The organism is Pseudomonas sp. Marseille-Q7302, assembly GCF_965111925.1.
The window spans coordinates 3615007-3641783 of record NZ_CBCOPK010000001.1 but is presented as its reverse complement, the minus strand read 5'-3'; the positions used below and the strand labels follow the sequence as shown (position 1 = coordinate 3641783).

The window sequence follows — 26777 nt, the reverse complement described above, 5'->3', positions numbered from 1 at the left end:
GAGACGCCCGTCTGATTAGGAGTAACCGATGAAATTGCCGATCTACCTAGACTATTCCGCCACCACGCCCGTCGATCCGCGCGTCGCTCAGAAGATGAGCGAGTGCCTGCTGGTGGACGGCAACTTTGGCAACCCCGCATCGCGCTCCCACCTGTTCGGCTGGAAGGCCGAGGAGTCGGTGGAAAACGCCCGTCGTCAGGTGGCCGAACTGGTCAACGCCGACCCGCGCGAGATTGTCTGGACCTCCGGTGCCACCGAGTCCGACAACCTGGCCATCAAGGGCGCCGCGCACTTCTACCAGAACAAGGGCAAGCACCTGATCACCTCCAAGATCGAGCACAAGGCGGTGTTGGACACCACCCGTCAGCTCGAGCGCGAAGGCTTCGAGGTGACCTACCTCGAGCCGGGCGAAGATGGCCTGATCACCCCCGACATGGTCGAGGCGGCCCTGCGTGACGACACCACCCTGGTGTCCATCATGCACGTCAACAACGAGATCGGCACCGTCAACGACATCGCTGCCATCGGCGAGCTGACCCGCTCCCGGGGTGTGCTCTTCCACGTCGATGCCGCTCAGTCCACCGGCAAGGTCGACATCGATCTGCAAAAGCTCAAGGTCGACATGATGTCCTTCTCGGCGCACAAGACCTATGGTCCCAAGGGCATTGGCGCGCTCTACGTCAGCCGCAAGCCGCGCGTTCGTATCGAGGCCCAGACCCACGGTGGCGGTCACGAGCGCGGTATGCGTTCCGGCACCCTGGCGACCCACCAGATCGTCGGCATGGGCGAAGCCTTCCGCATCGCCAAGGAAGAGATGGCGCAGGAAAACGTCCGTATCAAGGCCCTGAGCGATCGTTTCTACCGTCAGTTCGAAGGCCTGGAAGAGGTCTACCTGAACGGCAGCCTGATCCATCGTGTGCCGCACAACCTGAACCTGAGCTTCAACTACGTCGAAGGCGAGTCGCTAATCATGGCGCTCAAGGATCTGGCGGTGTCGTCCGGTTCGGCCTGTACCTCGGCGTCCCTGGAGCCGTCCTACGTCCTGCGTGCCCTGGGCCGCAATGACGAGCTGGCGCACAGCTCCATCCGTTTCACCTTCGGTCGCTTCACCACCGAAGAAGACGTTGACTATGCCGCGAGCAAGGTCACCGAAGCCGTCAACAAGTTGCGCGAATTGTCTCCACTGTGGGACATGTTCAAAGAAGGCGTAGACCTGAGTCAGGTCGAGTGGCAAGCCCACTGACCCACCCTGATAAGCGAGGATTGAACCATGGCATACAGTGAAAAGGTCATCGACCACTACGAAAACCCGCGCAACGTCGGCAAGTTCGACGCGGCTGATCCCGATGTCGGTACCGGCATGGTCGGCGCTCCGGCCTGCGGCGACGTGATGCGTCTGCAGATCAAGGTTAACGAGCAGGGCATCATCGAAGATGCCAAGTTCAAGACCTACGGCTGTGGCTCCGCCATCGCTTCCAGCTCCCTGGCCACCGAGTGGATGAAGGGCAAGAGCATCGAGGAAGCGGCGTCGATCAAGAACAGCATGATCGCCGAAGAACTGGCCTTGCCGCCGGTGAAGATCCACTGCTCGGTGCTTGCCGAAGACGCCATCAAGGCGGCGGTAAGCGACTACAAGCAGAAGAAAGGCCTGCTCTAAGGAGGATCCATGGCGATCAGCATGACCGAGTCCGCCGCCCGTCACGTGCAGCGGTCCCTTGATGGGCGCGGCAAGGGTGAGGGCATCCGCCTGGGCGTTCGTACCACGGGTTGCTCGGGACTGGCCTACGTACTCGAGTTCGTCGACGAATTCGCGGCCGAGGATCAGGTGTTCGAAAGCCATGGCGTCAAGGTCATCATCGACCCCAAGAGCCTGGTCTACCTGGACGGCACCGAGCTGGATTTCGTGCGTGAAGGCCTCAACGAGGGCTTCAAGTTCAACAATCCCAACGTGCGTGGCGAGTGTGGCTGCGGCGAAAGCTTCAACATCTGAGGCCTTCCATGGGTAAGCCCTGTCACTTTGCGCTGTTCGAGCTCGTGCCTGCCTTCGAGATCGATCAAGCGGGTCTGGCCTCGCGTTATCGCGACCTGGCCCGCACGATCCATCCGGATCGTTTCGCCGATGCGCCCGAGCGCGAACGTCGCCAGGCGCTGGAGCGATCGGCGGAGCTCAATGAGGCCTATCACGTGCTGCGCGCGCCGTCGCGCCGTGCGCGTTATCTGCTGGAGCTCGAAGGGCACGAGATGCCGCTCGAAGCGACCATCCAGGATACCGATTTCCTCATGCAGCAATTGCAGTGGCGCGAGGAGTTGGAAGACCTGCAGGACGCCGGCGACAGCGCGAGCATTCCCGCCTTCCGCCAGCGTCTCAAGGACGCGCAGCGCGACATTGAGCAGGCCTTTGCCGCTATCTGGCAGGATCCCGCCCAGCGCGAGCCTGCCGAACGCCTGGTCCGTCGCATGCAGTTTCTCGACAAGCTGGCCAGCGAGATCCGCCAGCTCGAAGAGCGTCTGGACGATTAATCACAGGTGTCGCTCAGGCACCGACAACCATAAGCCGACTAGCCAATGGCTCTATTGCAGATAGCCGAACCCGGAATGGCGCCCAAGCCGCACCAGCGCAAGCTGGCGGTGGGCATCGATCTGGGCACTACCAATTCCCTCGTGGCCGCCGTCCGCAGTGGCGTGGCCGAGACCCTGCCCGATCTGCAGGGCGAGGTGATCCTGCCGTCCGCCGTGCGCTACGCCGTCGACGGTGTGGAAGTGGGGGTGGGCGCCAAGGCCGCTGCCGCCCAGGATCCCTTCAATACCATCCTTTCCGTCAAGCGCCTCATGGGGCGTGGCATCGCCGACGTCAAGCAGCTGGGTGAGCAGTTGCCCTATCGCTTCGTCGCTGGTGAATCGGAAATGCCCTTCATCGATACCGCCGCCGGGCGCAAGAGTCCGGTAGAGGTGTCCGCGGACATCCTGCGGGTGCTGCGCGAGCGGGCCGAAGCCAGCCTTGGCGGCGAACTGGTCGGCGCCGTCATCACCGTGCCGGCCTATTTCGACGACGCCCAGCGTCAGGCCACCAAGGACGCCGCCCGCTTCGCCGGGCTGAACGTGCTGCGCCTGCTCAACGAACCCACCGCCGCGGCCGTGGCCTATGGCCTGGATCGGGGCGAGGAGGGCGTGGTCGCCATCTATGACCTGGGTGGCGGTACCTTCGATATCTCCATTCTGCGCCTGACCCGTGGTGTCTTCGAGGTCATGGCCACCGGCGGCGACAGCGCCCTGGGTGGCGACGATTTCGATCATGCCATCGCCGGCTGGATCGTCCAGCAGGCCGGCCTGTCCAGCGATCTGGATCCGGGCACTCAGCGGCGTCTGCTGCAGAGCGCTTGCGCCGCCAAGGAAGCCCTGTCAGCCGCCGAGCGCGTCGAGGTCAGCCATGGCGACTGGTCGGGCGTGCTGGAGCGCAGCACCTTCCAAGAGCTCATCGCCCCGCTGGTCGCGCGCAGCCTCAAGGCCTGCCGCCGTGCCCTGCGTGATGCGGAAGTGGAGCCGGCGGAGATCTCCGCCGTGGTCATGGTCGGTGGTTCCACCCGCGTGCCCTATGTGCGCGAAGCCGTGGGCGAACTGTTCGAGTGCACCCCGCTCACCGATATCGATCCGGATCGCGTGGTCGCCATCGGCGCTGCCCTGCAGGCCGATTCCCTGGCCGGCAATCGTGCCGGCGAAGAACTGCTGTTGCTGGACGTCATCCCGCTGTCCCTGGGGCTCGAGACCATGGGCGGCCTGATGGAGAAGATCATTCCGCGCAACACCACCATCCCGGTGGCGCGGGGGCAGGACTTCACCACCTATCGCGACGGCCAGACCGCCATGCTGGTGCATGTGCTGCAAGGCGAGCGCGAACTGGTCAAGGACGCCCGCTCGCTGGCCCGCTTCGAGCTGCGCGGCTTCCCACCCATGGTCGCCGGTGCGGCCAAGATCCGCGTCACCTTCCAGGTCGACGCCGACGGCCTGCTCGGCGTCAGTGCGCGTGAGTTGTCCAGTGGGGTGGAAGCCAGTGTCCAGGTCAAGCCGTCCTACGGTCTGACCGATGGCGAGATCGCCAATATGCTGCAGGATTCCTTCCGTCACGCCGGCGACGACATGCAGGCCCGCGCGCTGCGTGAGCAGCAGGTCGAGGCGCGGCGGTTGATCGAGGCGGTCACCGCCGCGGTCGCCACCGATGGCGAGCGGTTGCTGGACGCCGAGGAGCGTCAGGTGATCGAGCTGGAAATTGGCCGGCTGGCCGAGCTGCTGGAAGCCACTGACGTCCAGGCGCTCGAAGAGCAGACCAAGCGTCTTTCTCAGGTGACCGATGCCTTCGCCGCCCGGCGGATGAACGCCTCGGTCAAGGCGGCCCTGGCGGGTCGCCGTCTCAACGATATCGAGGAGTAGTTCCATCATGCCGCAGATCACCCTGCTGCCCCACGCCGAGCACTGCCCCGAGGGCGCGGTCTTCGAAGCCAGCGAAGGCGAAACCATCATCGCCGCGGCCATGCGCAACGGCATCGACATCGAGCACGCCTGCGAGATGTCCTGTGCCTGCACCACCTGTCACGTGGTCGTCCAGGAAGGCTTCGACTCCCTCGAACCTTCCGATGAACTCGAGGACGACATGCTGGACAAGGCCTGGGGCCTGGAAATGCGTTCGCGCCTGTCCTGCCAGGCGGTCGTTGGCAGCGAAGACCTGGTGGTGGAGATTCCGCGCTACACCATCAACCAGGTTTCCGAAGGTCACTGAGGACAGCTGTCATGGCACTGAAATGGACCGATGTGCTGGATATCGCCATCGAACTCAACGACGCCCATCCCGACGTGGATCCGCGCTACGTGAACTTCGTCAAGCTGCGTAACTGGGTCGTGGACCTGCCGGAGTTCGACGACGATCCCCAGCGCGGTGGCGAGAAGGTGCTGGAGGCCATCCAGGCCGCCTGGATCGACGAGTCCGCCTGACGCATCGCCCGTACCGCGCTACGCTTTTCACCGGGACCCGCGTATAATCCGCGGGTTTCGTTTTTGCTCTATTCCCACATTCGGAGTTCACATGTCTGTTCAACGTACCCTGTCGATCATCAAGCCCGATGCCGTATCCAAGAATGTCGTCGGTGAGATCGTCACCCGCTTCGAGAAGGCTGGCCTGCGCGTCGTCGCTGCCAAGATGGTCCAGCTGTCCGAGCGCGAAGCCGGTGGCTTCTACGCCGAACACAAAGAGCGTCCCTTCTTCAAGGATCTGGTCTCCTTCATGACTTCCGGTCCGGTCGTGGTTCAGGTGCTGGAAGGCGACAACGCCATCGCCAAGAACCGTGAGCTGATGGGCGCTACCGATCCCAAGAAAGCCGACGCCGGTACCATCCGTGCCGACTTCGCCGTCTCCATCGACGAAAACGCCGTCCATGGTTCGGATTCCGAAGCGTCCGCCGCTCGCGAGATCTCCTACTTCTTCGCAGCTACCGAAGTCTGCGAGCGCATCCGCTAAGGATGAGCGCCGGCCAGGGAAGCGGCCAGCCCGCCTTCCTGGCACCGCCCGCGCCTCGCGCGGGCTTCAAACAGATTTCGTCGAGGTGATCCCATGACCACAGCCACCGATAAGGTCAATCTGCTGGGCCTGACCCAGCCGCAACTCGAGTCGTTCTTCGAGTCCATCGGGGAGAAGCGCTTTCGCGCCGGCCAGGTCATGAAGTGGATCCATCACTTCGGCATCGACGATTTCGACGCCATGAGCAACCTGGGCAAGGCGCTCAAGGAAAAGCTCAAGGCTGCCGCGGAGATCCGTGGGCCCGAGATCGTCAGCGAAGATATCTCCCGCGACGGCACCCGCAAGTGGGTGATCCGCGTCGCCTCCGGCAGCTGCGTCGAGACCGTCTACATTCCGCAGAACGGCCGTGGCACCCTGTGCGTGTCGTCCCAGGCTGGTTGCGCCTTGGACTGCAGCTTCTGCTCCACTGGCAAGCAGGGTTTCAACAGCAACCTCACCGCCGCTGAAGTGATCGGCCAGGTGTGGATCGCCAACAAGTCCTTTGGCAGCGTACCGGCCAAGATCGACCGCGCCATCACCAACGTGGTGATGATGGGCATGGGCGAGCCGTTGCTGAACTTCGACAACGTCGTCTCCGCCATGCGCATCATGATGGACGACCTCGGCTACGGCATCTCCAAGCGCAAGGTCACCCTGTCCACCTCGGGCGTGGTGCCGATGATCGAGGAGCTGGCCAAGCACATCGACGTCTCCCTGGCGCTGTCGCTGCACGCGCCCAACGACGAGCTGCGCAATGAGCTGGTGCCGATCAACCGCAAGTATCCGTTGGCCATGCTGCTCGATGCCTGCCAGAGATACATCGGGCAACTGGGCGAGAAGCGTGTCCTGACCATCGAGTACACCCTGCTCAAGGACGTCAACGACCTGCCCGAGCACGCGCTGCAGATGATCGAGCTGCTGCGCAACGTGCCCTGCAAGATCAACCTGATTCCCTTCAATCCCTTCCCGCACTCCGGATACGAGCGGCCGAGCAAGAACGCAACCCGTCGTTTCCAGGAGCTGCTGCAGCAGGCCGGTTTCAACGTCACGGTGCGTACCACCCGTGGCGACGATATTGACGCCGCCTGCGGTCAGCTGGTGGGGCAGGTCATGGACCGTACCCGCCGTAGCCAGCGTTACATCGCCGTCCGCCAGCTCGACGGTGCCGAAACCGTGACGCCACTCCAGGGCTGAGGGCGCGACCATGGCGATCACGCGCTTTGCGGCTGTCGCGCTCGCCCTGGTGGTCGGCGGCCTCGCCGGCTGCGTGACCGAGGGTGATCGCAATCCCATGGATACCCGCCAGGGGCGGATGCAGGCGCGTGATGCCTATATCCAGCTCGGCCTCGGCTATGTCCAGCAGGGCAATACCGAACAGGCCAAGGTGCCGCTGAAAAAGGCCCTGGAGCTGGATTCCTCCAGCGCCGACGCCCATGCCGCGCTGGGGCTGGTCTTCCAGGCCCAGGGCGAGACGGAACTGTCGGATCAGGAGTATCGCCTGGCTCTGCGCGAGCGGCCCCACGATGCACGCATCCTCAACAACTACGGCAGCTTCCTCTATGAGCAGGGGCGCTACAAGGATGCCTATGAGCGCTTCACCCAGGCCGCCGAGGACAGCCTGTACCCCGAGCGCGCCCGGGTGTTCGAGAATCTCGGCCTGACCGCCCTGCGACTCAATCAGGTCGACTTGGGCAAGGAAAATCTGGAAAAATCCCTGCGACTGGATCGCAATCAGCCCAGGGCTCTGTTCGAATTGGCTCAACTGGCCTACCAGACGCGCGACTATGTGCCGTCCCGGAACTATTACCAGGCCTTCAGCCAGCTCAGTCCCCAGGATGCCCGCAGCCTCTTGCTCGGGATCCGCCTCGCCGAAGTGTTCAACGACCGCAACACCGCCGCGAGTTATGCCCTGCAGCTGAAGCGCCTGTACCCGAACTCACCTGAATATCGTCAACTTCAGTCGGAGCAGAAATGACCGCAGTGCAATCCGAAGCGGTACACGCCGGACGGGGTAATCCCGGTGAGATCTTGCGTCAAAAGCGCCTGGCGCTTGGCTGGAGCCAGGCTCAAGTTGCCCAGAATCTCAATCTTAGCGAGCGCATCATCGAGCAGCTCGAAACCGGCAACTATCAGCAGATGCCGGGGCACACCTTCGCCCGCGGCTACACCAAGGCCTATGGCAAGTTGCTTGGCCTGGACCAGGTCGAACTGGTGCGTACCTTCGATGGCTATACCGGCACCGATGCCAAGGGGAGTACGGTCCACAGCCTGGGACGCCTCGACGAGCCGGTGCGGCTGTCGCGCAATGTCCTCAGGTTCGTCAGTTTCATCCTCGTGGTGCTGTTCATCGCCATGGGTCTGTTCTGGTGGCAGGAGCGCAGCCGTCAGGCCTCCAGCAGCAGTGCCGTGAGCATGGAGCATGTCGAGGTCGAGGGCGCCGATGGCAAGACCGAGATTCATCCCATCGACGAGCCGGAAGAGCAGCCCCCGGTCGCCACCCAGCCACCGGCGCCGGGCGTGCCGTCGCCGGTGGGTACGCCCACGCCCGACACCAACGCCATCGCCGCCATGACCACGCCGAGCGAGATGCCGGCACCGACGCCGACGACGGGGACGAGCGCGCCAGCCACCACTGCACCAGCCACCACGCCGTCGGCCAGCCCGACGACTGCGGCGGCTGCCTCGTCCACCACGGGTAGCGACAGCCTGAGCATCCGCTTCACGGCCAACTGCTGGACGCAGGTCAGCGACAGCACGGGCAAGATTCTCTTCAGCGGTGTGAAAAAGGGTGGCGAGAGCCTCGACTACGCCTCGATCAAACCGCCCGTGAACATCCGTCTCGGCTTCGCACGCGGTGCCCAGATCACCTACAACGGTCAGGTCGTCGACCTTGCGCCCTTCACCAAGGGCGAGACCGCCCGCATCAAACTCGGTCAGGCCGGACAATGACGTCCGGCGACCTCATGGGAAACCAGCATGCATAGCGAATCGCCCATCAAACGTCGGCTGTCCCGCAAGATCTGGGTCGGCTCGGTGCCGGTCGGCGGCGATGCTCCCATCGCCGTGCAGAGCATGACCAACACCGAAACCTGCGACGTCGACGCCACCGTGGCCCAGATCCAGCGTCTGCAGGACGCCGGTGCCGACATCGTACGTGTCTCCGTCCCTGACATGGACGCCGCCGAAGCCTTTGGTCGCATCAAGCAGCGGGTCAGCCTGCCGCTGGTGGCCGACATCCACTTCGACTACAAGATCGCCCTGCGCGTGGCCGAGCTGGGTGTGGATTGCCTGCGCATCAACCCCGGCAACATCGGTCGCGAAGACCGGGTCAAGGCGGTGGTCGATGCGGCCCGCGAGCGCGGTATCCCGATCCGCATCGGCGTCAATGCCGGTTCGCTGGAAAAGGATCTGCAGAAAAAGTATGGCGAGCCCACTCCGGAAGCCCTGGTGGAATCGGCCATGCGCCACGTCGACCATCTGGAGAAGCTGGACTATCCCGACTTCAAGGTCAGCGTGAAGGCCAGTGACGTCTTCATGGCCGTGGCGGCCTACCGCCAGCTGGCCACCCGTATCGAGCAGCCACTGCACCTGGGCATCACCGAAGCCGGCGGCCTGCGCTCGGGCACGGTGAAGTCCGCCGTGGGGTTGGGCATGCTGCTGGCCGAAGGCATCGGCGACACCATCCGCATCTCCCTGGCGGCCGATCCGGTCGAGGAGATCAAGGTCGGTTTCGACATCCTCAAGTCCCTGCGCCTGCGCTCGCGTGGCATCAACTTCATCGCCTGCCCGAGCTGCTCGCGGCAGAACTTCGATGTGGTCAAGACCATGAACGAGCTGGAAGGGCGCCTGGAAGACCTGCTGGTGCCCCTGGACGTCGCGGTGATCGGCTGCGTGGTCAACGGTCCCGGCGAAGCCAAGGAAGCCCATGTCGGCCTGACCGGAGGTACGCCGAACAACCTGGTGTACATCGATGGCAAGCCGGCGTCCAAGCTGAACAACGACAATCTGGTGGACGAGCTGGAAGGGCTCATCCGCCGCAAGGCGGCCGAAAAGGCCGAAGCGGATGCCGCGCTCATCGCGCGCAGCTGAAAGATCAAGGAATAAGGCCCTTTCGTGAGCAAGTCCCTGCAAGCCATCCGTGGCATGAACGATATCCTGCCGGAGCAGACTCCGGCCTGGCGTTACCTGGAACGTACCTTCGCGACGCTGCTCGACGGCTATGGCTACCACGAGATCCGTCTGCCCATCATGGAGTTCACCGAACTCTTCGCCCGTGGCATTGGCGAGGGCACCGACGTGGTGGACAAGGAGATGTACACCTTCCTCGACCGCAACGAGGAGTCCCTGACCCTGCGTCCGGAAGGCACCGCGGGTTGCGTGCGGGCCGTGCTCGAACACGGCATGACCGGTGGTGGCCAGGTGCAGAAGCTCTGGTACGCCGGGCCCATGTTCCGCTATGAGAAGCCGCAAAAGGGTCGCTATCGTCAGTTCCACCAGATCGGCGTGGAGGTGTTCAACCTGCCCGGTCCGGACATCGATGCCGAACTGATCGTGCTCACCGCGCGCCTCTGGCAACGCCTGGGCCTGACCGACGCCGTGACCCTGCAGCTCAACAGCCTGGGTTCCAGCGCCGATCGCGCCCGCTATCGCGAAGCCCTGGTGGCCTATCTGCAGGAACGCTTCGAGCAGCTCGACGAAGACAGCCAGCGCCGCCTGACCACCAATCCGTTGCGCATCCTCGACAGCAAGAACGCCCAGACCCAGGCGCTGCTGCAGGACGCCCCGACCCTGGCCGACTACCTGGACGACGAGTCCCGCGCGCACTTCGACGGCCTCAAGGCCCGTCTGGACGCCGCCGGCATCCGCTACCAGATCAACCCCAAGCTGGTGCGTGGCCTGGACTACTACGGCCGTACCGTCTTCGAGTGGGTCACCGACAAGCTGGGCGCCCAGGGCACCGTCTGTGCCGGTGGCCGCTACGACGGCCTGATCACCCAGTTCGGCGGCAAGCCCACCCCGGGTGTCGGCTTCGCCATGGGGGTCGAGCGCCTGGTGCTGCTGCTGGAAACCCTGGAATGCCTGCCTGGCGATCTGCAGCGACCCGCCGATCTCTACCTGTGCGCCTTTGGCGAGGCAGCCGAGCTGGCCGGCCTGAAGTTGGCAGAACAGTTGCGCGATGCCCGTCCGGACCTGCGTCTGCTGGTCAATGCCGGGGCCGGCAGCTTCAAGAGCCAGTTCAAGAAGGCCGACAAGAGCGGCGCGCTCTGGGCCATGATCCTGGGTGAAGACGAACTGGCCGCGCAACAGGTGGCACTCAAGCCGCTGCGTGGCGATGCGCCCCAGGAAAAGGTCGATTTCGCGGCCCTGGCCGCCCGCCTGGACGAGATTTTGCCCCCGGCCGGTTCCGGTCGCGGGAATTGAGGAGAACGGATTTGAGTTCCATCGACGACGACAATTTGGTGGTCGCCAAGGCCTGGTGGCAGCGTAACGGCAAGCCGCTGGTGGCGGGTGGTGTGATCGCCCTGGTGGCGGTGCTCGGCTGGCAGGGCTGGCAGCGTTACCAGAACAGCCAGGCGCAAGGCGCTTCGGTGCTCTATCAGCAACTGGTGGAAGCCGCGCTGGCTCCCGGTGGCAAGGTCGACACCGCCCGGGTGACGGACACCTACGGCAAGCTCAAGCAGGATTATTCCGGTACTGCCTACGCCCAGTACGGTAGTCTCTTCGTCGCCAAGGTGGCGGTGGAGAACAATCGCCTGGACGACGCGGCCGCCGAGCTCAAGGCCGTGGTGGACAAGCCCCATGACGCCGAACTCGGCGAGCTGGCGCGCCAGCGCCTGGCTCGGGTGCTGGCTGCCCAGGGCAAGGCCGAAGAGGGTCTCAAGCTGCTGGATGGCGAGGCGCCCAAGGCCTATGTCGCCAATCGCGAAGAATTGCGCGGTGATCTCCTGGCGGCGCTGAAGAAGCCCGCCGAAGCGCGTGCCGCCTATGAAAAAGCCCGCGCCGCGCTGCCCAACGATGCAGCCGAAGGCGTGCTGCAGATGAAACTCGATGATCTCGCCAAAGGAGACGCCTGATGTTGCGCTGGAAGCCTATCGCGGTACTGGGTCTCGCCCTTGCGGTCGTCGGGTGCAGCAGCACCGGTAAAAAGGAACTGCCCCCCGCCGAGCTCAAGGACATCAAGGCAGAAGTCCGCCTGGATGAAGTCTGGAGTCGCTCGGTGGGCGACGGCCAGGGCAAGGAATACAACCGCCTGGTCCCTGCCGTCGACGGCCAAACCATCTTTGCCGCCGATGCCGATGGCCGGGTCATGGCGATGAATCGCGAGACCGGCCAGGTGTTGTGGAAGAAGGATCTGGACCTGCCTGTGTCCGGCGGTGTCGGCGTGGGCTCCGGTCTGGTGCTGGTCGGCACCCTGCGGGGCCAGGTGATCGCCCTCGACGCCAGCAGTGGCGACGAGAAGTGGCGTGCCCAGGCGTCCAGCGAAGTGTTATCGGCGCCGGTCGTCAACGACGACGTGGTGGTGGTGCAGTCCCAGGACGACAAGCTGCAGGCCTTTGAGCTGGGCAGTGGTACTCGTCGCTGGATCTACGAAGACACCCAGCCGGTGCTGAGTCTGCGTGGCACCGGTGCCCCCCTGATCGCGAATCAGGTGGTCATGGCCGGTTTCGCCAGCGGAAAAGTCGTCGCCCTGGACGTGCAGCGCGGCCTGCCGCTGTGGGAACAGCAGATCGCCGTGCCCAAGGGCCGTTCCGAACTGGAGCGGATCGTTGACGTCGACGGTGGCCTGTCGCTGTCGGGCGATACCCTCTATGTGGTCAGCTACAACGGTCGCGTGGCCGCGCTCAATCCGGCCAATGGCCAGATCCTCTGGCAGCGCGATGCCTCCAGCTACGACGGCGTGGCCGAAGGCTTCGGCAACGTCTACCTGAGCCTGGACAACGGCACCGTCGAAGCCGTCGAGGAATCCTCGACCTCCGCCCTCTGGACCAACGCCGATCTGGCCCGTCGCCAGCTCACCGGTCCGGTGGTCTGGTCGAGCAATGTGGTGGTGGGCGACTATGCCGGCTACATCCATCTGCTGAGCCAGGTCGATGGTCGTTTCGTTGGTCGGACCAAGGTCGATGGTGACGGCGTCCGGGTACGGCCACTGGTCGTCGGCGACATGCTCTACGTTTACGGCAATGGCGGTAAACTCGTCGCCTATCGTCTGCGCTAGAAATTATTATCCTCAACCGATGGCCGCTACCGTGAAGTTCGGTAGCGGCCATCGTGTTTTCTGCTCTGGGAGAGCCGCATGGTTCCCGTAATTGCCCTGGTGGGGCGGCCGAACGTCGGCAAATCCACGCTTTTCAACCGCCTGACCAAGACTCGCGATGCCATCGTCGCCGACTTTGCCGGCCTGACCCGTGATCGCAAGTACGGCGAAGCCAAGTGGCAGGGGCGTACCTACATCGTGGTCGACACTGGCGGCATCTCCGGTGACGAGGAAGGCATCGACCTGAAAATGGCCGAGCAATCGCTGCAAGCCATCGAAGAATCCGATGCGGTGCTGTTCCTGGTGGACTCCCGCGAAGGGATGACCGTCGCCGATCAGATGATCGCCGAGCACCTGCGCAAGCGAAACAAGCGCACCTTCCTGGTGGCCAACAAGGTCGACACCGTCGACCCGGATATCGCCCGGGCGGAATTCAGCCCCCTGGCCATCGGCGATGCCTATCCCATCGCAGCGGCCCATGGCCGTGGCGTGAACAACCTGCTGGAAGCCGCCCTGGGTGTCTTTCCCAAGGACGAGGTCGAAGTCGAGGAGCTCTCCGAGGAGCAGGTCCGTGCCGCCGCGGAAGAGGGCGGTGACGTCTTCCGCCGCGTCCAGGGCATCGACGAGACCACCGGCATCAAGATTGCCGTCATCGGCCGTCCCAACGTGGGCAAGTCGACCCTGGTCAACCGCATGCTCGGCGAAGAGCGGGTGATCGTCTATGACCAGGCCGGCACCACCCGCGACAGTATCTACATCCCCTTCGAGCGCAACGAAGAACGCTACACCCTGATCGACACCGCTGGCGTGCGCCGCCGCGGCAAGGTCTTCGAGGCGGTCGAGAAGTTCTCGGTGGTCAAGACGCTGCAGGCGATCCAGGACGCCAACGTAGTGATCTTCGTCATGGACGCCCGCGAGGGGGTGGTCGAGCACGACCTCAACCTGCTCGGCTTCGTGCTGGAGACCGGCCGCGCGCTGGTGATCGCCCTGAACAAGTGGGACGGCATGGAGTCCGGCGAGCGCGACTACGTCAAGACCGAACTGGAGCGCCGCCTGCTGTTCGTCGACTTCGCCGACATCCACTTCATCTCGGCACTGCATGGCACCGGTGTGGGGCACCTGTACAAGTCCGTGCAGCAATCTTTCGCCTCGGCCACCACCCGCTGGCCCACCAGCCGCCTGACCCAGATCCTCGAGGATGCGGTGCAGGAGCACCAGCCGCCGATGGTCAGTGGCCGGCGTATCAAGCTGCGCTACGCCCACCTGGGTGGTGCCAACCCGCCGCTGATCGTCATCCACGGCAACCAGACCGATGCGGTACCCAAGTCCTATACCCGCTATCTGGAGAAGACCTATCGCCGGGTGCTCAAGCTGGTGGGTACGCCGATCCGTATCGAGTACCGCGGTGGCGAGAACCCCTTCGAGGGCAAGAAGAACACCCTCACCGAGCGCCAGGTCAACAAGAAGCGCCGGTTGATGAGCCACCACAAGAAGGCCGAGAAGAAGCGCAAGGACAAGCGGCGCTAGACCGTAGGACGCTGCGAAAGGAAGGGGGCTTGATAGCCCCCTTTTTCGTTGGGCGCTCTGTCAGCATTCCCGTAGTGGATGCTCCAGTGGAAAGGGCTGTGCAGTTACCCTCACCCTGGCCCTCTCGCAGAGGGAGAGGGCCAGGGGATGTATGGATGAGGGCCTTTACCTGACCCATCTTGGTGGACATCCTCATCACAGCTATGGCGGTGCGCTGATGCGACCGGATGCACTGAGCTACCCCCTCTGCCTGGGGGCGAGGGTTGGGGTGAGGACGTCCCCGCGGCTTCACTCGTGGAAAAGGCTGCGCCGTTTTCCACGCTACGTGATCAACCTTATCGAGGGCATGGCGGTCCGGCTTCCAAGGAACCCCAGGTTCTGTTGATCGCGGCCATGGGCCGCTCCTACAGGATTCGAGCTTCTGTAGGAGCGGCCCATGGCCGCGATGAGCGTTGGGTCGAGCGTCTAGCTGGGCGCGCGAACCGAACCGCTCCCTTTCCAAGCTGCCTCTCTTGCCCTCGCCGGGAAAAAATCGCAGGCTGCTGGTCTTTTCAACCAGACCCGTGCCCGCGCGATGATCCAGAGCAAGCTTCCCGACCTCGCCGTCACCATCTTTACCCGCATGTCCCAGCTCGCCGCCCAGACCGGTGCGCTGAATCTGTCCCAGGGCTTTCCCGACTTCGACGGACCCGCCGAACTGATGGCCGCGGTCGGTCGCCATGTGGCGGCCGGGCACAACCAGTACGCACCCATGACCGGGTTGCCGGCGCTACGCCAGCAGGTGGCCGCCAAGGTCGCCCACTTCTATGGCCGTGAGGTGGATGCCGACGCCGAGGTCACCATCGTGCCGGGGGCCACCCAGGGGCTGTTCTGCGCCTTGCAGACGCTGGTGCGGCCAGGTGACGAGGTCATCGTCTTCGATCCCTGCTATGACAGCTACGAGCCTTCGGTGCAGCTGGCGGGTGGGCGCTGTGTGCACGTGCCCCTGGCGCTGCCAGGCTTCGGCATCGATTGGGCGGCGCTGGAGGCGGCCCTGGGCCCCCGCACCCGCGCCATCGTGCTCAATACCCCGCACAATCCCAGCGGGGCCTTGGTCAGCGCGGCGGAACTGAACCGCCTGGCCGACCTGATTCGCGGTCGTGATCTCTATCTGGTCAGCGATGAGGTCTACGAGCATCTGGTCTATGACGGCGAGTGCCATGCCAGCGTCATCGCCCATGACGAGCTCTATGCCCGCGCCTTCGTGGTCAGTTCGTTCGGCAAGACCTATCACGTCACCGGCTGGAAGACCGGCTATGTGGTGGCGCCGCCGGCGTTGTCGGCCGAGTTGCGCAAGGTCCACCAGTACGTGAGCTTCTGTGGGGTCACGCCAATCCAGGGTGCCCTGGCCGACTTCATGGCCGCTCATCCCGAGCACCTGAGCGAACTGCCGAGCTTCTACCAGGCCAAGCGGGATCTCTTCTGCGATCTGCTGGGTCATTCGCGCTTCAGCTTCCAGCGCGCCGCCGGCACCTATTTCCAGGTGGTCGACTATTCCGCCATTCGCCCGGATCTGGACGATGTGGCCATGGCCGAATGGCTGACCCGCGAGCACGGCGTCGCCGCCATTCCGCTGTCGGTGTTCTACCAGAGGCCGCCCGCGGACCTGCGCCTGGTGCGCTTCTGCTTCGCCAAGCGCGAAGACACCCTGCGGCAGGCAGCGGAGCGGCTATGCGCGATCTGACCCCCGGCCAGGACCTGCGCCTGGCGCTGCTGCAGACTGAACTGGTCTGGCACGATCCGGCCGCCAACCGTGCCCACTTCGAGCAACTGCTGGCACGGGTAGGAGAGACCGATCTGGTCATCCTGCCGGAGATGTTCACCACCGGCTTTTCCATGGAGTCCGCGGCCCTCGCCGAACCCGCCGATGGGCCGACCGCCGTCTGGCTACGCGAACAGGCCCAGCGTATCGGCGCCGTGGTGACGGGCAGCGTGATCGTGCAGGACGAAGATGGACAGCATCGCAACCGGCTGCTGTGGGCGACGCCCGAAGGCGAGTTGCTGCACTACGACAAGCGTCATCTCTTTCGCATGGCCGGTGAGCACGAGCATTACGCGCCTGGCGAGCAGCGCCTGGTGCTGACGCTCAAGGGGTGGCGGATCCGGCCGCTGATCTGCTACGACCTGAGATTCCCGGTCTGGAGTCGCGCTCAGGACGATACCGACCTGCTGCTCTACGTGGCCAACTGGCCAGCGCCTCGGCGTGGGCATTGGAATCGGCTGCTGCCAGCGCGGGCCATCGAGAATCTCTGCTATGTCGCGGCGGTGAATCGCATCGGCAGTGACGGCAATGGCCATCCCTATGCCGGTGACAGCCAGGTGCTGGACTTCCAGGGTGAACCCCTGGTGGAAGCCGGCGCAGTAGCCGGCATCTTCCATACGACCCTGTCGGCCGCGGCCCTGGCCGGCTATCGCGAGCGCTTTCCGGCGCAGCGCGACGCCGATGCCTTCCGCCTGGACTGATCAGGCCCAGAAGGGCGCTGGCTGGGCGGCGTAGCGGTTGATCAGGGCGACGGCCTGGTCCACGTCCGCCTCGCTGGTGTAGCGGCCCAGGCTGAACCTGTAGCTGCGCGCGGCCTGCTCGGCACTCAGGCCCAGACCCAGCAGCACATGGGAGGGCGCCGCCTTGGCCGAACTGCAGGCCGACGTGGTGGAGAAGGCCAGCTGACGCTGCAGCGCCGCGGTGTCGAGCGGCGTAGCGAAGGTCAGGTTGAGGGTATGGGGGATGCGCTGCCGGGCGCAGCCGTTCAGCTGCATGCCAGGCAAAGTCTGGACGCCGGCCAGGAACCGCTCGCGCAACTGGCCGAGACGCTCGTTCTCCCGCGCCATGGCCTGACCGGCGAGGGCGAAGGCCGTGCCCATGCCGACGATCTGGTGGGTGGCCAGGGTCCCTGAGCGCAACCCGCGCTCATGGCCGCCCCCATGGATCTGCGCCTGCAAGGCGCCTTCGGCACGCGGACCGACATAGAGGGCACCGATGCCCTTGGGGCCGTAGGTCTTGTGCGCGGAAAAGGACATCAGATCGACCTCCAGGCTGGCCAGATCGATGGCGACCTTGCCGGTGGCCTGGGCGGCGTCCACATGGAAGAGGGCGCCACGAGCGCGGACCATCCGTCCTATGGCGTCGATGTCGGTCAGAGTGCCCAGCTCGTTGTTCACCAGCATCAGCGAGACCAGGCAGGTGTCCTCCCGCCAGGCCTCGGCGACGGCATCGGGGTTGATGAGACCTGCCGCGTCCGGCGCCAGGTAGGTGACGGCGAAGCCTTCGGCTTCCAGCTGGGCCGCGGTGTCCAGGACCGCCCGGTGTTCCAGGCAGCTGCTGATCAGATGCCCACGCCCGCGACGCCGGGCCACGCCAAGCAGGGCTAGATTGTTGGATTCGGTGGCGCCGGAGGTCCAGATCAGCTGCTCGGGCCGGGCGCCGACCAGTTCGGCTACCTGTTGGCGGGCATTGTCCACGGCGCGCTGGGCGTCGCTACCGAAGGCGTGACCACGCGAGGCAGGGTTGCCGAAGACGCCTTGGCGACCCATGCAGCCAAGCATGGCTTCGATGACGGTCTCGTCGACCGGGGTGGTGGCGGCGTAATCGAAATACAGGGGGTAAGCGTCCATGGCGGCCTCGGTCGTTTGAATGCGTCTAGGCTAACGCCACGAGCCTCGAAGAAATTTGCTTTCTGGCTGCTCGTTGGTTGTCAGGTGCGAATATAATTTCAGGAGAAGACCGCTTTAGAGAAAACTATTCCATGGATCGCTTCGATCGCGCCATTCTTGAGGTGTTACAGCAAGACAGCACCCGGCCAGTGGCCGATATCGCCGAACGTATCGGCCTGGGTACCACCGCCTGCTGGCGGCGTATCCAGAAGCTGGAGGAGCAGGGCGTTATCCGTGCCCGGGTGGCGCTGCTCGATCCACGGCAGCTCAATGTGGGGGTGACCGTATTCGTCTCGGTGCGCACCAACCAGCACGCCATGGACTGGCTGCAGCGCTTCCATGCGGCGGTGGCGGCCATTCCGGAGGTGGTGGAGCTCTATCGCATGGCCGGCGATACCGACTACCTGATGCGCATCGTGGTGCCGGACATCGCCGCCTACGACGGTGTCTACAAGCGCCTGATTCAGGTACCCGGCCTGCTGGACGTCAGCTCCAGCTTCGCCATGGAGCAGATCAAGTACAGCACGGCGTTGCCGCTGGATTATGTGCGGTAGCGGATCGCGATGCCCTCACCCCAGCCCTCTCCCGGAGGGAGAGGGGGTTATCCAAGCGAGCATTTGGCTTCGGCAGCCTCTAGCTGATACGTAGCGTGGAAAACGGCGTAGCCTTTTCCACTGGGCGCTGAAACGCATTGCTCTCACCCCTGGCTCTCTCCTGGTGGAGGGGGGTATCCGAGCAGGCGCTCCTATCCGTGAGCTCGCAAGGTCAAAACTGACGTCTTGACTTCATATCTCCGGTTGCAGTCATCGCGGCCATGGGCCGCTCCTACATGGAACTTGAATAGTAGGAGCGGCCGTTATGGCGTACCGGCATGGCCGCGATAGGAGTCTGCAGCGGGGCTTGGGCGCGTCATTCGCGATAGGCGCTGACCTGATCCAGCAAGGTGATGTCGTCGGCGGGCAGCTGTAGCCGAGTGGCGGCGATCAGGTCGTCGAGCTGGGCCTGGGAGGTGGCGCTGGCGATGGGGGCGGTGATGCTCGGACGGGCGATCAGCCAGGCCAATGCAACCTGGGCCGGGGTGGCGTCGTGCTTTTCGGCGATCTCGTCGAGACCGGCGAGAATGGCCATGCCGCGTTCGTCCAGATAGCCTTTGACCATCTCTGCCCGCGCGCCCTGAAGATCATCCTTGGTGCGGTACTTGCCGGTAAGAAAGCCGCTGGCCAGGGAGAAGTAGCTGATCACGCCCAGGCCGAGCTCCTGGACTACCGGTTCCAGATCGGTCTCGTAGTCCTTGCGCGCGTGTAGATTGTAGTGCGGCTGCAGGCTCTGGTAGGCCGGCACGCCCAGGCGCTCGGCGACCTGAGCCGCTTCGCGCAGGCGCTGGCCACCATGGTTGGAGGCGCCGATCACCCGCACCTTGCCCTGTTCCACCAGGTGGGCGAAGGCCCCCAGGGTCTCTTCCAGGGGCGTGTCCTGATCATCGCAATGCGCCTGGTAGAGGTCGATGCGATCGGTCTGCAGGCGCTTGAGCGAGGCTTCCACCGCTTCCTGCACATAGCTCGCCTTGAGGCCCTTGCGACCTTCGCCCATGTCCATGCCCAGCTTGGTGGCCAGGATCACCTGATCGCGCTTGCCGCTCCGGGCGAACCACTTGCCGAGCAGGGTCTCGGACTCGCCGCCACGGTTGCCTGGCGCCCAGCGCGAATAGACGTCGGCGGTGTCGATGAAATCCAGGCCGGCGTCGAGCAGCGCGTCCAGCATACGAAAGGACTGGGCTTCGTCCAGCGTCCAGCCAAAGACGTTGCCACCGAAGCAGAGGGGCGGGACCTGCAGGTCGGAGTGGCCGAGGGTACGTTTTTGCATGGGATCCTCATCTGGATAGGGAAGACATGCAGGTTACGACCGATGGCCGCGGCTCAAGGTTCGAGACGCGGCGGCCCTGACCACTCCAGCAGGGGGATGGGTTTGCCGAGCGCATAGCCCTGGGCGTAGTCGACGCCGATGGTACCGAGCAGCTCGAAGGTGGCCCGGGATTCGACGAACTCGGCGATGGTCTCGGCCCCCAGGTGATGGGCGACCTGGTTGATGGACTCGACGATGGCGCGATCCAGGGGGTCCTGATCGAGATTGCGGATGAAGCTGCCGTCGATCTTCACGTAGTCGACCCGGAAGTGCTTCAGGTAGGTGAAGGAACTGAGCCCCGCGCCAAAGTCGTCCAGGGCGATGCGGCAGCCGCGTTCGCGTACCTGGCTGATGAGTGCGGAGGCCACCGACAGCTTGTTGATGACCGCTGTCTCGGTCAGCTCGAACAGCAGGCGCTGTGGATCCAGCGGCGAGGCGGCGATCAGCTCCAGCAGTTCGGGCAGGAAGCCCGGGTCGCTCAGGCTGTTGCCCGAGAGATTGATGCCCACGTGCAGCTGGGGACGCGCCTGCAGCCAGGGCACCAGCTCGATCAATACCTGGCGCACCACCCAGCGGTCGATGTTGCTCATCAGGCCGAAGCGTTCTGCGGCCGGGATGAAGGTGGCCGGGGAAATCAGCTGGCCCTGGACGTCGCGCAGGCGCAGCAGCAGTTCGACATGCTGCTCGTCGCGGCCACTGTCGCGCGTGGCGACGATAGGCTGCGCGTGCAGTTCGAAGCGATGCTGTTCCAGGGCCTCGCGCAGACCGCTGGCCATGAGAATCTCGCGGTGCTGGCGTTCCACATCTTCGCTGCCGGCCCGATAGAGCGCGGCGCGATTGCGCCCGGCGTGCTTGGCGGTGTAGCAGGCCACATCGGCCTGACTCATCAGCTCGGCGGGGCTGCGGGTCTCGGCGGTGATGGCGACGATGCCGGCGCTGGCGCCGACGTCGTAGACCCGGTTCTGCCAGTTGAAGCGCACGGCGCCGATGCTGGCGATGAGCTTTTCAGCAACGGCCTCGGCCTGCACCAGATCGCAGTCACGCAGCAAGAGGGCGAATTCGTCGCCGCCGATGCGCGCCACGGCATCGGAGCCGCGCAGGGAGTCGCGCAGCAGGGTACCCAGCTCGCGCAGCAGCAGGTCGCCGGCGGCATGGCCAGCGGAGTCGTTGACCACCTTGAAGCGATCCAGGTCGATGAAGCACAGGGCGTGCTGGGTGGTGCCGGCCTGGGCCTGTTGCCAGGCGGCGTCCAGTTCCTGCTCGAACTTCAGGCGGTTGAAGAGGCCGGTGAGGGTGTCGTGGGAGGCGTTGTAGCTCAGTTCACGCTGCAGGTTGCGCGCATGGGTGACGTTCTGGAATACCAGCACCGCGCCAATGATGCGGCCATCCACCGTGCGCACCGGCGCTGCGGAATCCTGTACCTCGTGTCGCTCACCATGCCGGCTGAGCAGCACGGCGCCTTCGTCCAGCGAGGTGATGGTCTGGTCGCGCAGGCAGCGGGCCACCGGGCTGGGCAGGATCGCATCGCTCTGGCTGTCGTGGATGAGAAACACCTCTTCGTGGGGCCGCCCCTGGGCGTCCGCCAGCGACCAGCCGGTCAGCTGCTCGGCGACCGGATTGAGAAAGAGGACGCGACCGTCCACGTCGGTGGTCAGGACGGCGTCGGCGATGGAGGCGAGGGTGACCTGCAGTCGTTCCTTTTCTTCGTAGAGTGCCGTGGTCAACCGGTGGTGCTCGGTGACGTCGCGGTTGCTGCCGACCATGCGGCAGTGGCCCTCGCTGCTTTCGATGGCGATCACTTCGGAGAGGATCCGGCGCTCGACACCGTCCGGACGGACGATGCGGAATTCGTGCTCGTAGGAGGAAAGGTTACGGATCGACTCGCGGAAGAGGGTCATGGAGGCCTCGCGATCCTCCGGATGCAAGGCCCCGATCCAGGTCGTCAGTTCGTGATAGCCATCGATCAGCGGCAATCCGTAGAGCTGATGGACCTTGGTGTCGGCGATGAACTGACGACTGCGGCTGTCCCACTCCCAGATGCCGACGTTGCTGGCGCGAATCGCCAGTTGCAAGCGCTCGCGCAGGTGCGCATTGATCTCATCGGCGCGCCGCTCGGCATCGATATCACGAACCTGCAGCAGATAACCCGTCAGCAGATCCTGGTCGTCGTGGTCGGGCGAACAGGCCATCATCACCCATAGGGCGTGGCCGTCATGGTGGCGGAGTTGCAACGTCTGCTCGTGCTCGCCAAGGTCGGGTTCGACATGGGGCTCGGCCAGCAGGTCGCCCAGTGGCTGGCCTTCGAGGGCATGGCGTGAGTAACCCAGCATGCTTTCCAGAGCCGGATTGACGTCCGATAACAGGCCCTGGGTGGACACCAGCGCCATCCCATAGGGCGCCGTCTGCATGGCGTGCCGATAGCGTGCCTGATTGCGCAGCAGTCGTTGATGCTGATGGCGACTCTGTTGCACCGCGGACGCCAGCAGCAGCGGGGGGATCTGCATCAGCGCCACCGGGATATAGGTGAGCGCCTGGGTAACCAGGGATGCGCCCGTCAGATCGATGACATGGTCGTAGGCAATGAGATTGCCCAGCAGGAAGATGTTGAGCCCACCGATGAGCGCCGTACCCTCTACCGTGAGGCGCATGGTCAGCATCAACAGCAGCATTGCCAGATAGACGAAGGGATAGGGCAGGTAACTCAGGATACAGATGGCCAGCAACGGACTCAGCACGAGGAGCGCGACAAACTCCCCGAGGCCGTGCCGGGTGAAGACCGTCAAAGTCAGCGGCCACTGTAGAAAGGCCAATGGTAGTACTACTAGCAGGCCCAGCGCGTCACCGATGTACCAGTGGACGGCCACGGTCAGCCACTCGTTCTCCCCTGTCAGATGCATGACCAGGGTGCCCAGGGCCGCGCCCAGGAGGGGCGGCAGGAGAACGCCATGGATAAGCAGGCGGCCCATGGCGGCGATGTTGCGATCGAACGCCAGACGTTGCCGCTGTAACAGCATGGCGCCCAGCAGGATCTCGGCCAAGCTGCTCAGGCCGTACCCCAGGCCATGCAGTGTCGTTCCACCACTCAGCAGATCCGCCAGTACGGCGGCGGCTACCACCGCAATGGACAGTAGCGGCCACTCTCGCGGCTGACGGCGCAGCAGCCATGCCAGGGCCAGACCGTTGGGTAACCACAGGGTGGGCACCGAACTGGCATCTTGACGGGCAAGCGTTATGCACAGCAGAGAAGCGATCAGGAACACGCCGCAGAGTGCCAAGGCGCTACCCAGGGCGGGGTGAACCCGAAGCGAAGATACGTTCATCGACCGTCCGTAACGGACCGCTTTCGGCGTGGCGCTGCACGGCGGGAGCGGAAATTCCTCGAAGCGGCCAGTATCGATGCAGAGGCGCCATAAAAAAAGGGAACGCCGACGGGCATTCCCTTAAGTTTGACGAATGTCAGTATTAGGCCGCCTTGGCCTGCGCCTGGGTAACCGCGCGATTCAGGGCGCTGAGCAGGGCACGGAAGCTGGCCGTGGTGATGTTCTCGTCGATACCGATGCCATGCAGGGGACGCTGGCCTTCCAGGCGGACCTCGATGTAGGAGGCGGCCTTGGCGTTGGCGCCGGCGCCAATGGAGTGCTCGTGGTAGTCCATGATCTCCACTGCCTGGGGCAGGCTGGCGACCAGGGCTTCCAGCGGGCCCTTGGCGGTGCCGTGCCAGTGTTCGGTACGACCGTCGACGGCGACCTTGATGTCGACGGTGGAGGTGCCGTCTTCCTCGCGCAGCTTGTGGCTGACCAGCGCATAGGGGCTCTTGGCCTGCAGGTATTCCTGTTCGAGCAGGCCATGGATCTGGGCCGCGGTCATCTCCAGGCCCAGGCGATCGGTCTCGCGCTGCACCACCTGGCTGAATTCGATCTGCATGCGGCGCGGCAGGCTGATGCCGTATTCCTGTTCCAGCAGGAAGGCGATGCCGCCCTTGCCCGACTGGCTGTTGACGCGGATGACCGCCTCGTAGTCGCGACCGATGTCGGCCGGGTCGATGGGCAGGTAGGGCACCTCCCAGAGCGCATCCGGCTTCTGCTGGGCGAAGCCCTTGCGGATGGCGTCCTGGTGGGAGCCGGAGAAGGCGGTGTGGACCAGATCGCCGACATAGGGATGGCGCGGGTGCACCGGCAGCTGGTTGCACTCCTCGACGGTCTTGCGCACGGCGTCGATGTCGGAGAAGTCCAGCTCGGGGTTGACGCCCTGGGTGTAGAGGTTGAGCGCCAGGGTCACCAGGCAGACGTTGCCGGTGCGTTCGCCGTTGCCGAACAGGCAGCCTTCGACCCGATCGGCGCCGGCCATCACCGCCAGTTCCGAGGCGGCGACGCCGGTGCCGCGGTCGTTGTGGGTGTGGACGCTGATCAGCACGCTGTCGCGGCGGTCGATGTGGCGGCCGAACCACTCGATCTGGTCGGCGTAGTTGTTGGGCGTGGCGCACTCGATGGTGGCCGGCAGGTTGAGAATCAGCTTGTTGGCCGGGGTCGGTGCAAACACCGCGATCACCGCGTTGCACACCTCGACGGCGAAGTCGGTCTCGGTGGAGCTGAACACCTCGGGGGAATACTCGAAGCCCCACTGGGTTTCCGGGCGCTCGGCGGCCAGGCGCACGATGGTCTGGCCAGCGGCCACGGCGATGGCCTTGACGCCCGCCTGGTCCTGGTTGAAGACGATGCGGCGGAAGCTCGGTGCACAGGCGTTGTAGTAGTGGACGATGGCGCGCTTGGCCCCCTTGAGCGACTCGAAGGTACGCTCGATGAGGTCGTCACGGGCCTGGGTCAGTACCTGGATGGTGACGTCGTCGGGGATGTGTCCACCCTCGATCAGCTCACGGACGAAATCGAAGTCGGTCTGGGAGGCGGAGGGGAAACCCACCTCGATCTCCTTCAGGCCCACGGCGATCAGGCACTTGAAGAAGGCCATCTTCTTCTCGGCGTCCATCGGCTCGATCAGCGACTGGTTGCCGTCGCGCAGGTCGGTGGACAGCCAGATCGGCGCCTTGTCGATGACCTTGTCCGGCCAGGTGCGGTCGGGCAGGGCGATGGGCGTGAAGGGACGGTACTTCTGCGAGGGATCTTGGAGCATGGTCATGGCGATTCTTTCCTTGGGCGTGGTCGGGACTTACGAAGCGAGCGCGGTCGAGCTTCGCAGTCGTGGACTGACCAGTCGCAGGCAGCGGTGCTGCCGGAGGAGGATGAGGGTATGGGCGTTGTGCATGGGGCTAACGTTAGTCCGCCCGGGGTAGTGCTCGCAATGTTCTTTTTAAAATTGGCAGGAATGTTTGCTTAGTTATTTCTATTGAAGATTTATTGCTGGAAAGACGCTGATATTGGTGGTTTATGAATAATGCTCGTAGCGATTTTTGTGTACCCCGGAATCGCAAAGGCGATCCCTGGCGCCGGTCCGGGGTCAATGCTGGACGACTCTTGGCAACGAACGGAAGGAGGGCGTCCATGAAGACTCTCGCGCTGGCAGGGCTGGTGACCACCCTGATCTCTGGCTTGGCGGCAGCTCAGGCTGCGGACAATCCTCTTGAGGCGGAACGCTGGAAGACGCGTCCGCTGATCCTGGTCGCGCCGACGGCGAACGATCCCCAGGTCGTGAAGCTACGCGAGGAGCTGGCGCAACCGGCCAATCGCGAAGCTTTCGCTGAGCGGGAGATGGTGCTCTACATGGTGGTGGGCGAGGCGGGCAGTCGCAATGACCAGCCATTGCGTCCGGAGCAGACCCAGGCGCTGCTCAAGGCGCTGGATGCCCGTGTGGGACAACCGGCGACGCTTTATCTGGTAGGCAAGGACGGTGGGATCAAGGTACGCGAAGAGCAGGGGTGGTCGCTCAAGGCCTTGTTCGGCACGGTCGACCGGATGCCGATGCGGCGGTAGGGGTGGGCGCCCTCACCCCAGCCCTCTCCCAGAGGGAGAGGGGGCACTTCGAGACCAGCTGGACGCAGTGTAGGGTGGACAACGGCACAGCCTTGTCCACGCGGCTAAGGTACCGGGCCCTCAGTGGAAAACGCTGGCGCGGTTTTCCACGCTACGGGGCTGGAGTTTCCCCTCACACCAGCCTTTCCCCGAGGGAGAGGAAGCGCAGGACCGTAGGTTGGGTTGAGCGTTTAGCGAAGCCCAACAAGCCCAGCCTCAGGCGTAGACGTAGGGCCCACCCTGCTCCAGCGCCCGTTGATAAGCCGGGCGGGCGTGGATGCGTTGGAGGAAGTCCACCAGCTTGGGGCGCTTGCCGTTGTCCAGGCCAGCGCGGCTGGCGGCGGCTTCCAGGGGGAAGCTGAGCTGGATGTCGGCCGCGGTGAAGCGGTCGCCGACGAACCAGCCGCTGGCGCCCAGTTGGCTTTCCAGGTAGTCCAGGTGCAGGTCCAGCTGGGGCTGGATGAAGCTCGCGGTGGCCTTGGCGGCGATGCCCTTGGCGATGGGCCTGGCGAAGAAGGGCATGGGCGAGGTGGCGATACGGTCGAACACCAGCTTGAGCAGCAGCGGTGTCATGGCCGAGCCCTCGGCGTAGTGCAGCCAGTAGGTGTAGCGCACGAACTCGGGACTGTCCTGGGCCGGCAGCAGTTGCGGCCCGTAGCGCCGTGCCAGGTAGTCGACGATGGCGCCGGATTCGGCCAGGGTCAGGTCGCCGTCGACGATTATCGGCGACTTGCCCAGGGGATGCACCTTGCGCAATTCCGGCGGCGCGAACAGCCCGCCGGCGGCGCGTTCGTAGCGCTGTACCCGATAATCGATGCCAAGCTCTTCGAGCAGCCAGAGCACCCGCTGGGAGCGGGAGTTGTTCAGGTGGTGGACGATGATCATGGTCTTTCCT

25 protein-coding genes are annotated in these 26777 nt (G+C 64.5%); 20 read left to right on the top strand and 5 right to left on the bottom strand.

The window, feature by feature from the left end; all coding sequences use genetic code 11:
• Window positions 1–28: 28 nt before the first annotated feature.
• The 18 genes from ACWPW1_RS17000 (at window position 29) to ACWPW1_RS16915 (ending at window position 16829) form a co-directional block, all read left to right on the top strand.
• On the top strand, window positions 29–1243 hold the full coding sequence (locus ACWPW1_RS17000; protein WP_059315833.1) for an IscS subfamily cysteine desulfurase: 1215 nt from the start codon (window positions 29–31) through the stop codon (window positions 1241–1243).
• Between the two features lie 27 nt (window positions 1244–1270).
• Window positions 1271–1657 (top strand): Fe-S cluster assembly scaffold IscU, encoded by a 387-nt coding sequence (gene iscU / locus ACWPW1_RS16995; protein ID WP_007162419.1) that lies wholly within the window; start codon window positions 1271–1273, stop codon window positions 1655–1657.
• Window positions 1658–1666: 9 nt separating this feature from the next.
• Window positions 1667–1990 (top strand): iron-sulfur cluster assembly protein IscA, encoded by a 324-nt coding sequence (iscA, locus tag ACWPW1_RS16990; protein WP_007162420.1) that lies wholly within the window; start codon window positions 1667–1669, stop codon window positions 1988–1990.
• Between the two features lie 8 nt (window positions 1991–1998).
• A complete protein-coding gene (gene hscB, locus ACWPW1_RS16985; protein ID WP_059315832.1) occupies window positions 1999–2520 on the top strand; it encodes a co-chaperone HscB in 522 nt (173 codons plus the stop codon).
• Window positions 2521–2565: 45 nt separating this feature from the next.
• A complete protein-coding gene (gene hscA / locus ACWPW1_RS16980) occupies window positions 2566–4425 on the top strand; it encodes a Fe-S protein assembly chaperone HscA (protein ID WP_454253495.1) in 1860 nt (619 codons plus the stop codon).
• A gap of 7 nt (window positions 4426–4432) precedes the next feature.
• A complete protein-coding gene (fdx, locus tag ACWPW1_RS16975) occupies window positions 4433–4771 on the top strand; it encodes an ISC system 2Fe-2S type ferredoxin (RefSeq protein ID WP_017639751.1) in 339 nt (112 codons plus the stop codon).
• A gap of 11 nt (window positions 4772–4782) precedes the next feature.
• A complete protein-coding gene (gene iscX, locus ACWPW1_RS16970; RefSeq protein WP_017639750.1) occupies window positions 4783–4983 on the top strand; it encodes a Fe-S cluster assembly protein IscX in 201 nt (66 codons plus the stop codon).
• Between the two features lie 91 nt (window positions 4984–5074).
• Window positions 5075–5506 (top strand): nucleoside-diphosphate kinase, encoded by a 432-nt coding sequence (ndk, locus tag ACWPW1_RS16965; RefSeq protein WP_007162425.1) that lies wholly within the window; start codon window positions 5075–5077, stop codon window positions 5504–5506.
• Between the two features lie 93 nt (window positions 5507–5599).
• On the top strand, window positions 5600–6739 hold the full coding sequence (gene rlmN, locus ACWPW1_RS16960) for a 23S rRNA (adenine(2503)-C(2))-methyltransferase RlmN (protein WP_059315830.1): 1140 nt from the start codon (window positions 5600–5602) through the stop codon (window positions 6737–6739).
• Window positions 6740–6749: 10 nt separating this feature from the next.
• Window positions 6750–7520, top strand: coding sequence for a type IV pilus biogenesis/stability protein PilW (pilW, locus tag ACWPW1_RS16955; protein ID WP_059315829.1), 771 nt, complete (start codon window positions 6750–6752; stop codon window positions 7518–7520).
• Window positions 7517–8494, top strand: a complete 978-nt coding sequence (locus ACWPW1_RS16950; RefSeq protein WP_434774818.1) for a RodZ domain-containing protein — start codon at window positions 7517–7519, stop codon at window positions 8492–8494. The genes pilW and ACWPW1_RS16950 overlap by 4 nt, the downstream gene beginning before the upstream one ends.
• Window positions 8495–8521: 27 nt before the next feature.
• Window positions 8522–9634 carry a flavodoxin-dependent (E)-4-hydroxy-3-methylbut-2-enyl-diphosphate synthase gene (gene ispG / locus ACWPW1_RS16945; RefSeq protein WP_058759998.1) on the top strand — a complete coding sequence of 371 codons (1113 nt, stop codon included), beginning with the start codon at window positions 8522–8524 and terminating at the stop codon, window positions 9632–9634.
• A 24-nt stretch (window positions 9635–9658) separates the two neighbouring features.
• Window positions 9659–10966, top strand: a complete 1308-nt coding sequence (gene hisS, locus ACWPW1_RS16940) for a histidine--tRNA ligase (protein ID WP_323149148.1) — start codon at window positions 9659–9661, stop codon at window positions 10964–10966.
• An 11-nt stretch (window positions 10967–10977) separates the two neighbouring features.
• The gene (locus ACWPW1_RS16935; protein ID WP_454253494.1) at window positions 10978–11619 is read left to right on the top strand and encodes a tetratricopeptide repeat protein; all 642 of its coding nucleotides are present in this window, start codon (window positions 10978–10980) and stop codon (window positions 11617–11619) included.
• The gene (bamB, locus tag ACWPW1_RS16930) at window positions 11619–12761 is read left to right on the top strand and encodes an outer membrane protein assembly factor BamB (protein WP_059315826.1); all 1143 of its coding nucleotides are present in this window, start codon (window positions 11619–11621) and stop codon (window positions 12759–12761) included. The genes ACWPW1_RS16935 and bamB overlap by 1 nt, the downstream gene beginning before the upstream one ends.
• Window positions 12762–12839: 78 nt before the next feature.
• On the top strand, window positions 12840–14327 hold the full coding sequence (der, locus tag ACWPW1_RS16925; RefSeq protein WP_059315825.1) for a ribosome biogenesis GTPase Der: 1488 nt from the start codon (window positions 12840–12842) through the stop codon (window positions 14325–14327).
• Between the two features lie 574 nt (window positions 14328–14901).
• Window positions 14902–16050 carry a pyridoxal phosphate-dependent aminotransferase gene (locus ACWPW1_RS16920; RefSeq protein WP_454253493.1) on the top strand — a complete coding sequence of 383 codons (1149 nt, stop codon included), beginning with the start codon at window positions 14902–14904 and terminating at the stop codon, window positions 16048–16050.
• The gene (locus tag ACWPW1_RS16915; RefSeq protein WP_454253492.1) at window positions 16038–16829 is read left to right on the top strand and encodes an amidohydrolase; all 792 of its coding nucleotides are present in this window, start codon (window positions 16038–16040) and stop codon (window positions 16827–16829) included. The genes ACWPW1_RS16920 and ACWPW1_RS16915 overlap by 13 nt, the downstream gene beginning before the upstream one ends.
• Here the strand turns inward: ACWPW1_RS16915 and ACWPW1_RS16910 are convergent, their stop codons facing one another.
• Entirely contained in the window at window positions 16830–17978 is a 1149-nt protein-coding gene (locus ACWPW1_RS16910) for an aminotransferase class V-fold PLP-dependent enzyme (protein WP_454253491.1), read from the bottom strand.
• A gap of 131 nt (window positions 17979–18109) precedes the next feature.
• Here ACWPW1_RS16910 and ACWPW1_RS16905 point away from each other — a divergent pair, with 131 nt between their 5' ends.
• Window positions 18110–18571 (top strand): Lrp/AsnC family transcriptional regulator, encoded by a 462-nt coding sequence (locus ACWPW1_RS16905; RefSeq protein WP_059315821.1) that lies wholly within the window; start codon window positions 18110–18112, stop codon window positions 18569–18571.
• A 355-nt stretch (window positions 18572–18926) separates the two neighbouring features.
• Here the strand turns inward: ACWPW1_RS16905 and ACWPW1_RS16900 are convergent, their stop codons facing one another.
• From ACWPW1_RS16900 to leuA, 3 genes are all read right to left on the bottom strand, one after another.
• A complete protein-coding gene (locus ACWPW1_RS16900) occupies window positions 18927–19880 on the bottom strand; it encodes an aldo/keto reductase (RefSeq protein ID WP_454253490.1) in 954 nt (317 codons plus the stop codon).
• 53 nt (window positions 19881–19933) lie between these two features.
• Window positions 19934–23239: an EAL domain-containing protein gene (locus ACWPW1_RS16895; protein ID WP_454253489.1), complete on the bottom strand. Its 3306-nt coding sequence runs from the start codon at window positions 23237–23239 to the stop codon at window positions 19934–19936.
• A 142-nt stretch (window positions 23240–23381) separates the two neighbouring features.
• Complete coding sequence (gene leuA / locus ACWPW1_RS16890; RefSeq protein ID WP_271655679.1) at window positions 23382–25052, bottom strand: 2-isopropylmalate synthase; 1671 nt, start codon at window positions 25050–25052, stop codon at window positions 23382–23384.
• Between the two features lie 362 nt (window positions 25053–25414).
• Here leuA and ACWPW1_RS16885 point away from each other — a divergent pair, with 362 nt between their 5' ends.
• Window positions 25415–25843, top strand: a complete 429-nt coding sequence (locus ACWPW1_RS16885; protein ID WP_454253488.1) for a DUF4174 domain-containing protein — start codon at window positions 25415–25417, stop codon at window positions 25841–25843.
• A 255-nt stretch (window positions 25844–26098) separates the two neighbouring features.
• On the opposite strand, the gene ACWPW1_RS16880 is transcribed toward ACWPW1_RS16885, so the two are convergent.
• Window positions 26099–26767 (bottom strand): glutathione S-transferase family protein, encoded by a 669-nt coding sequence (locus tag ACWPW1_RS16880; RefSeq protein ID WP_454253487.1) that lies wholly within the window; start codon window positions 26765–26767, stop codon window positions 26099–26101.
• Window positions 26768–26777 lie beyond the last annotated feature (10 nt).

Excerpts from the sequence above, each read along its gene's own strand:
- hscA (WP_454253495.1), top strand. The coding sequence starts at position 2,566 with ATGGCTCTATTGCAGATAGCCGAACCCGGAATGGCGCCCAAGCCGCAC.
- bamB (WP_059315826.1), top strand. The coding sequence starts at position 11,619 with ATGTTGCGCTGGAAGCCTATCGCGGTACTGGGTCTCGCCCTTGCGGTC.
- ACWPW1_RS16910 (WP_454253491.1), bottom strand. The coding sequence starts at position 17,978 with ATGGACGCTTACCCCCTGTATTTCGATTACGCCGCCACCACCCCGGTC.
- ndk (WP_007162425.1), top strand. The coding sequence starts at position 5,075 with ATGTCTGTTCAACGTACCCTGTCGATCATCAAGCCCGATGCCGTATCC.
- ACWPW1_RS16900 (WP_454253490.1), bottom strand. The coding sequence starts at position 19,880 with ATGCAAAAACGTACCCTCGGCCACTCCGACCTGCAGGTCCCGCCCCTC.
- rlmN (WP_059315830.1), top strand. The coding sequence starts at position 5,600 with ATGACCACAGCCACCGATAAGGTCAATCTGCTGGGCCTGACCCAGCCG.
- iscA (WP_007162420.1), top strand. The coding sequence starts at position 1,667 with ATGGCGATCAGCATGACCGAGTCCGCCGCCCGTCACGTGCAGCGGTCC.
- der (WP_059315825.1), top strand. The coding sequence starts at position 12,840 with ATGGTTCCCGTAATTGCCCTGGTGGGGCGGCCGAACGTCGGCAAATCC.
- ACWPW1_RS16885 (WP_454253488.1), top strand. The coding sequence starts at position 25,415 with ATGAAGACTCTCGCGCTGGCAGGGCTGGTGACCACCCTGATCTCTGGC.
- ACWPW1_RS16950 (WP_434774818.1), top strand. The coding sequence starts at position 7,517 with ATGACCGCAGTGCAATCCGAAGCGGTACACGCCGGACGGGGTAATCCC.
- ispG (WP_058759998.1), top strand. The coding sequence starts at position 8,522 with ATGCATAGCGAATCGCCCATCAAACGTCGGCTGTCCCGCAAGATCTGG.
- ACWPW1_RS16915 (WP_454253492.1), top strand. The coding sequence starts at position 16,038 with ATGCGCGATCTGACCCCCGGCCAGGACCTGCGCCTGGCGCTGCTGCAG.
- fdx (WP_017639751.1), top strand. The coding sequence starts at position 4,433 with ATGCCGCAGATCACCCTGCTGCCCCACGCCGAGCACTGCCCCGAGGGC.
- ACWPW1_RS16905 (WP_059315821.1), top strand. The coding sequence starts at position 18,110 with ATGGATCGCTTCGATCGCGCCATTCTTGAGGTGTTACAGCAAGACAGC.
- ACWPW1_RS17000 (WP_059315833.1), top strand. The coding sequence starts at position 29 with ATGAAATTGCCGATCTACCTAGACTATTCCGCCACCACGCCCGTCGAT.
- pilW (WP_059315829.1), top strand. The coding sequence starts at position 6,750 with ATGGCGATCACGCGCTTTGCGGCTGTCGCGCTCGCCCTGGTGGTCGGC.
- ACWPW1_RS16895 (WP_454253489.1), bottom strand. The coding sequence starts at position 23,239 with ATGAACGTATCTTCGCTTCGGGTTCACCCCGCCCTGGGTAGCGCCTTG.
- ACWPW1_RS16920 (WP_454253493.1), top strand. The coding sequence starts at position 14,902 with ATGATCCAGAGCAAGCTTCCCGACCTCGCCGTCACCATCTTTACCCGC.
- iscU (WP_007162419.1), top strand. The coding sequence starts at position 1,271 with ATGGCATACAGTGAAAAGGTCATCGACCACTACGAAAACCCGCGCAAC.
- hscB (WP_059315832.1), top strand. The coding sequence starts at position 1,999 with ATGGGTAAGCCCTGTCACTTTGCGCTGTTCGAGCTCGTGCCTGCCTTC.
- leuA (WP_271655679.1), bottom strand. The coding sequence starts at position 25,052 with ATGACCATGCTCCAAGATCCCTCGCAGAAGTACCGTCCCTTCACGCCC.
- ACWPW1_RS16880 (WP_454253487.1), bottom strand. The coding sequence starts at position 26,767 with ATGATCATCGTCCACCACCTGAACAACTCCCGCTCCCAGCGGGTGCTC.
- iscX (WP_017639750.1), top strand. The coding sequence starts at position 4,783 with ATGGCACTGAAATGGACCGATGTGCTGGATATCGCCATCGAACTCAAC.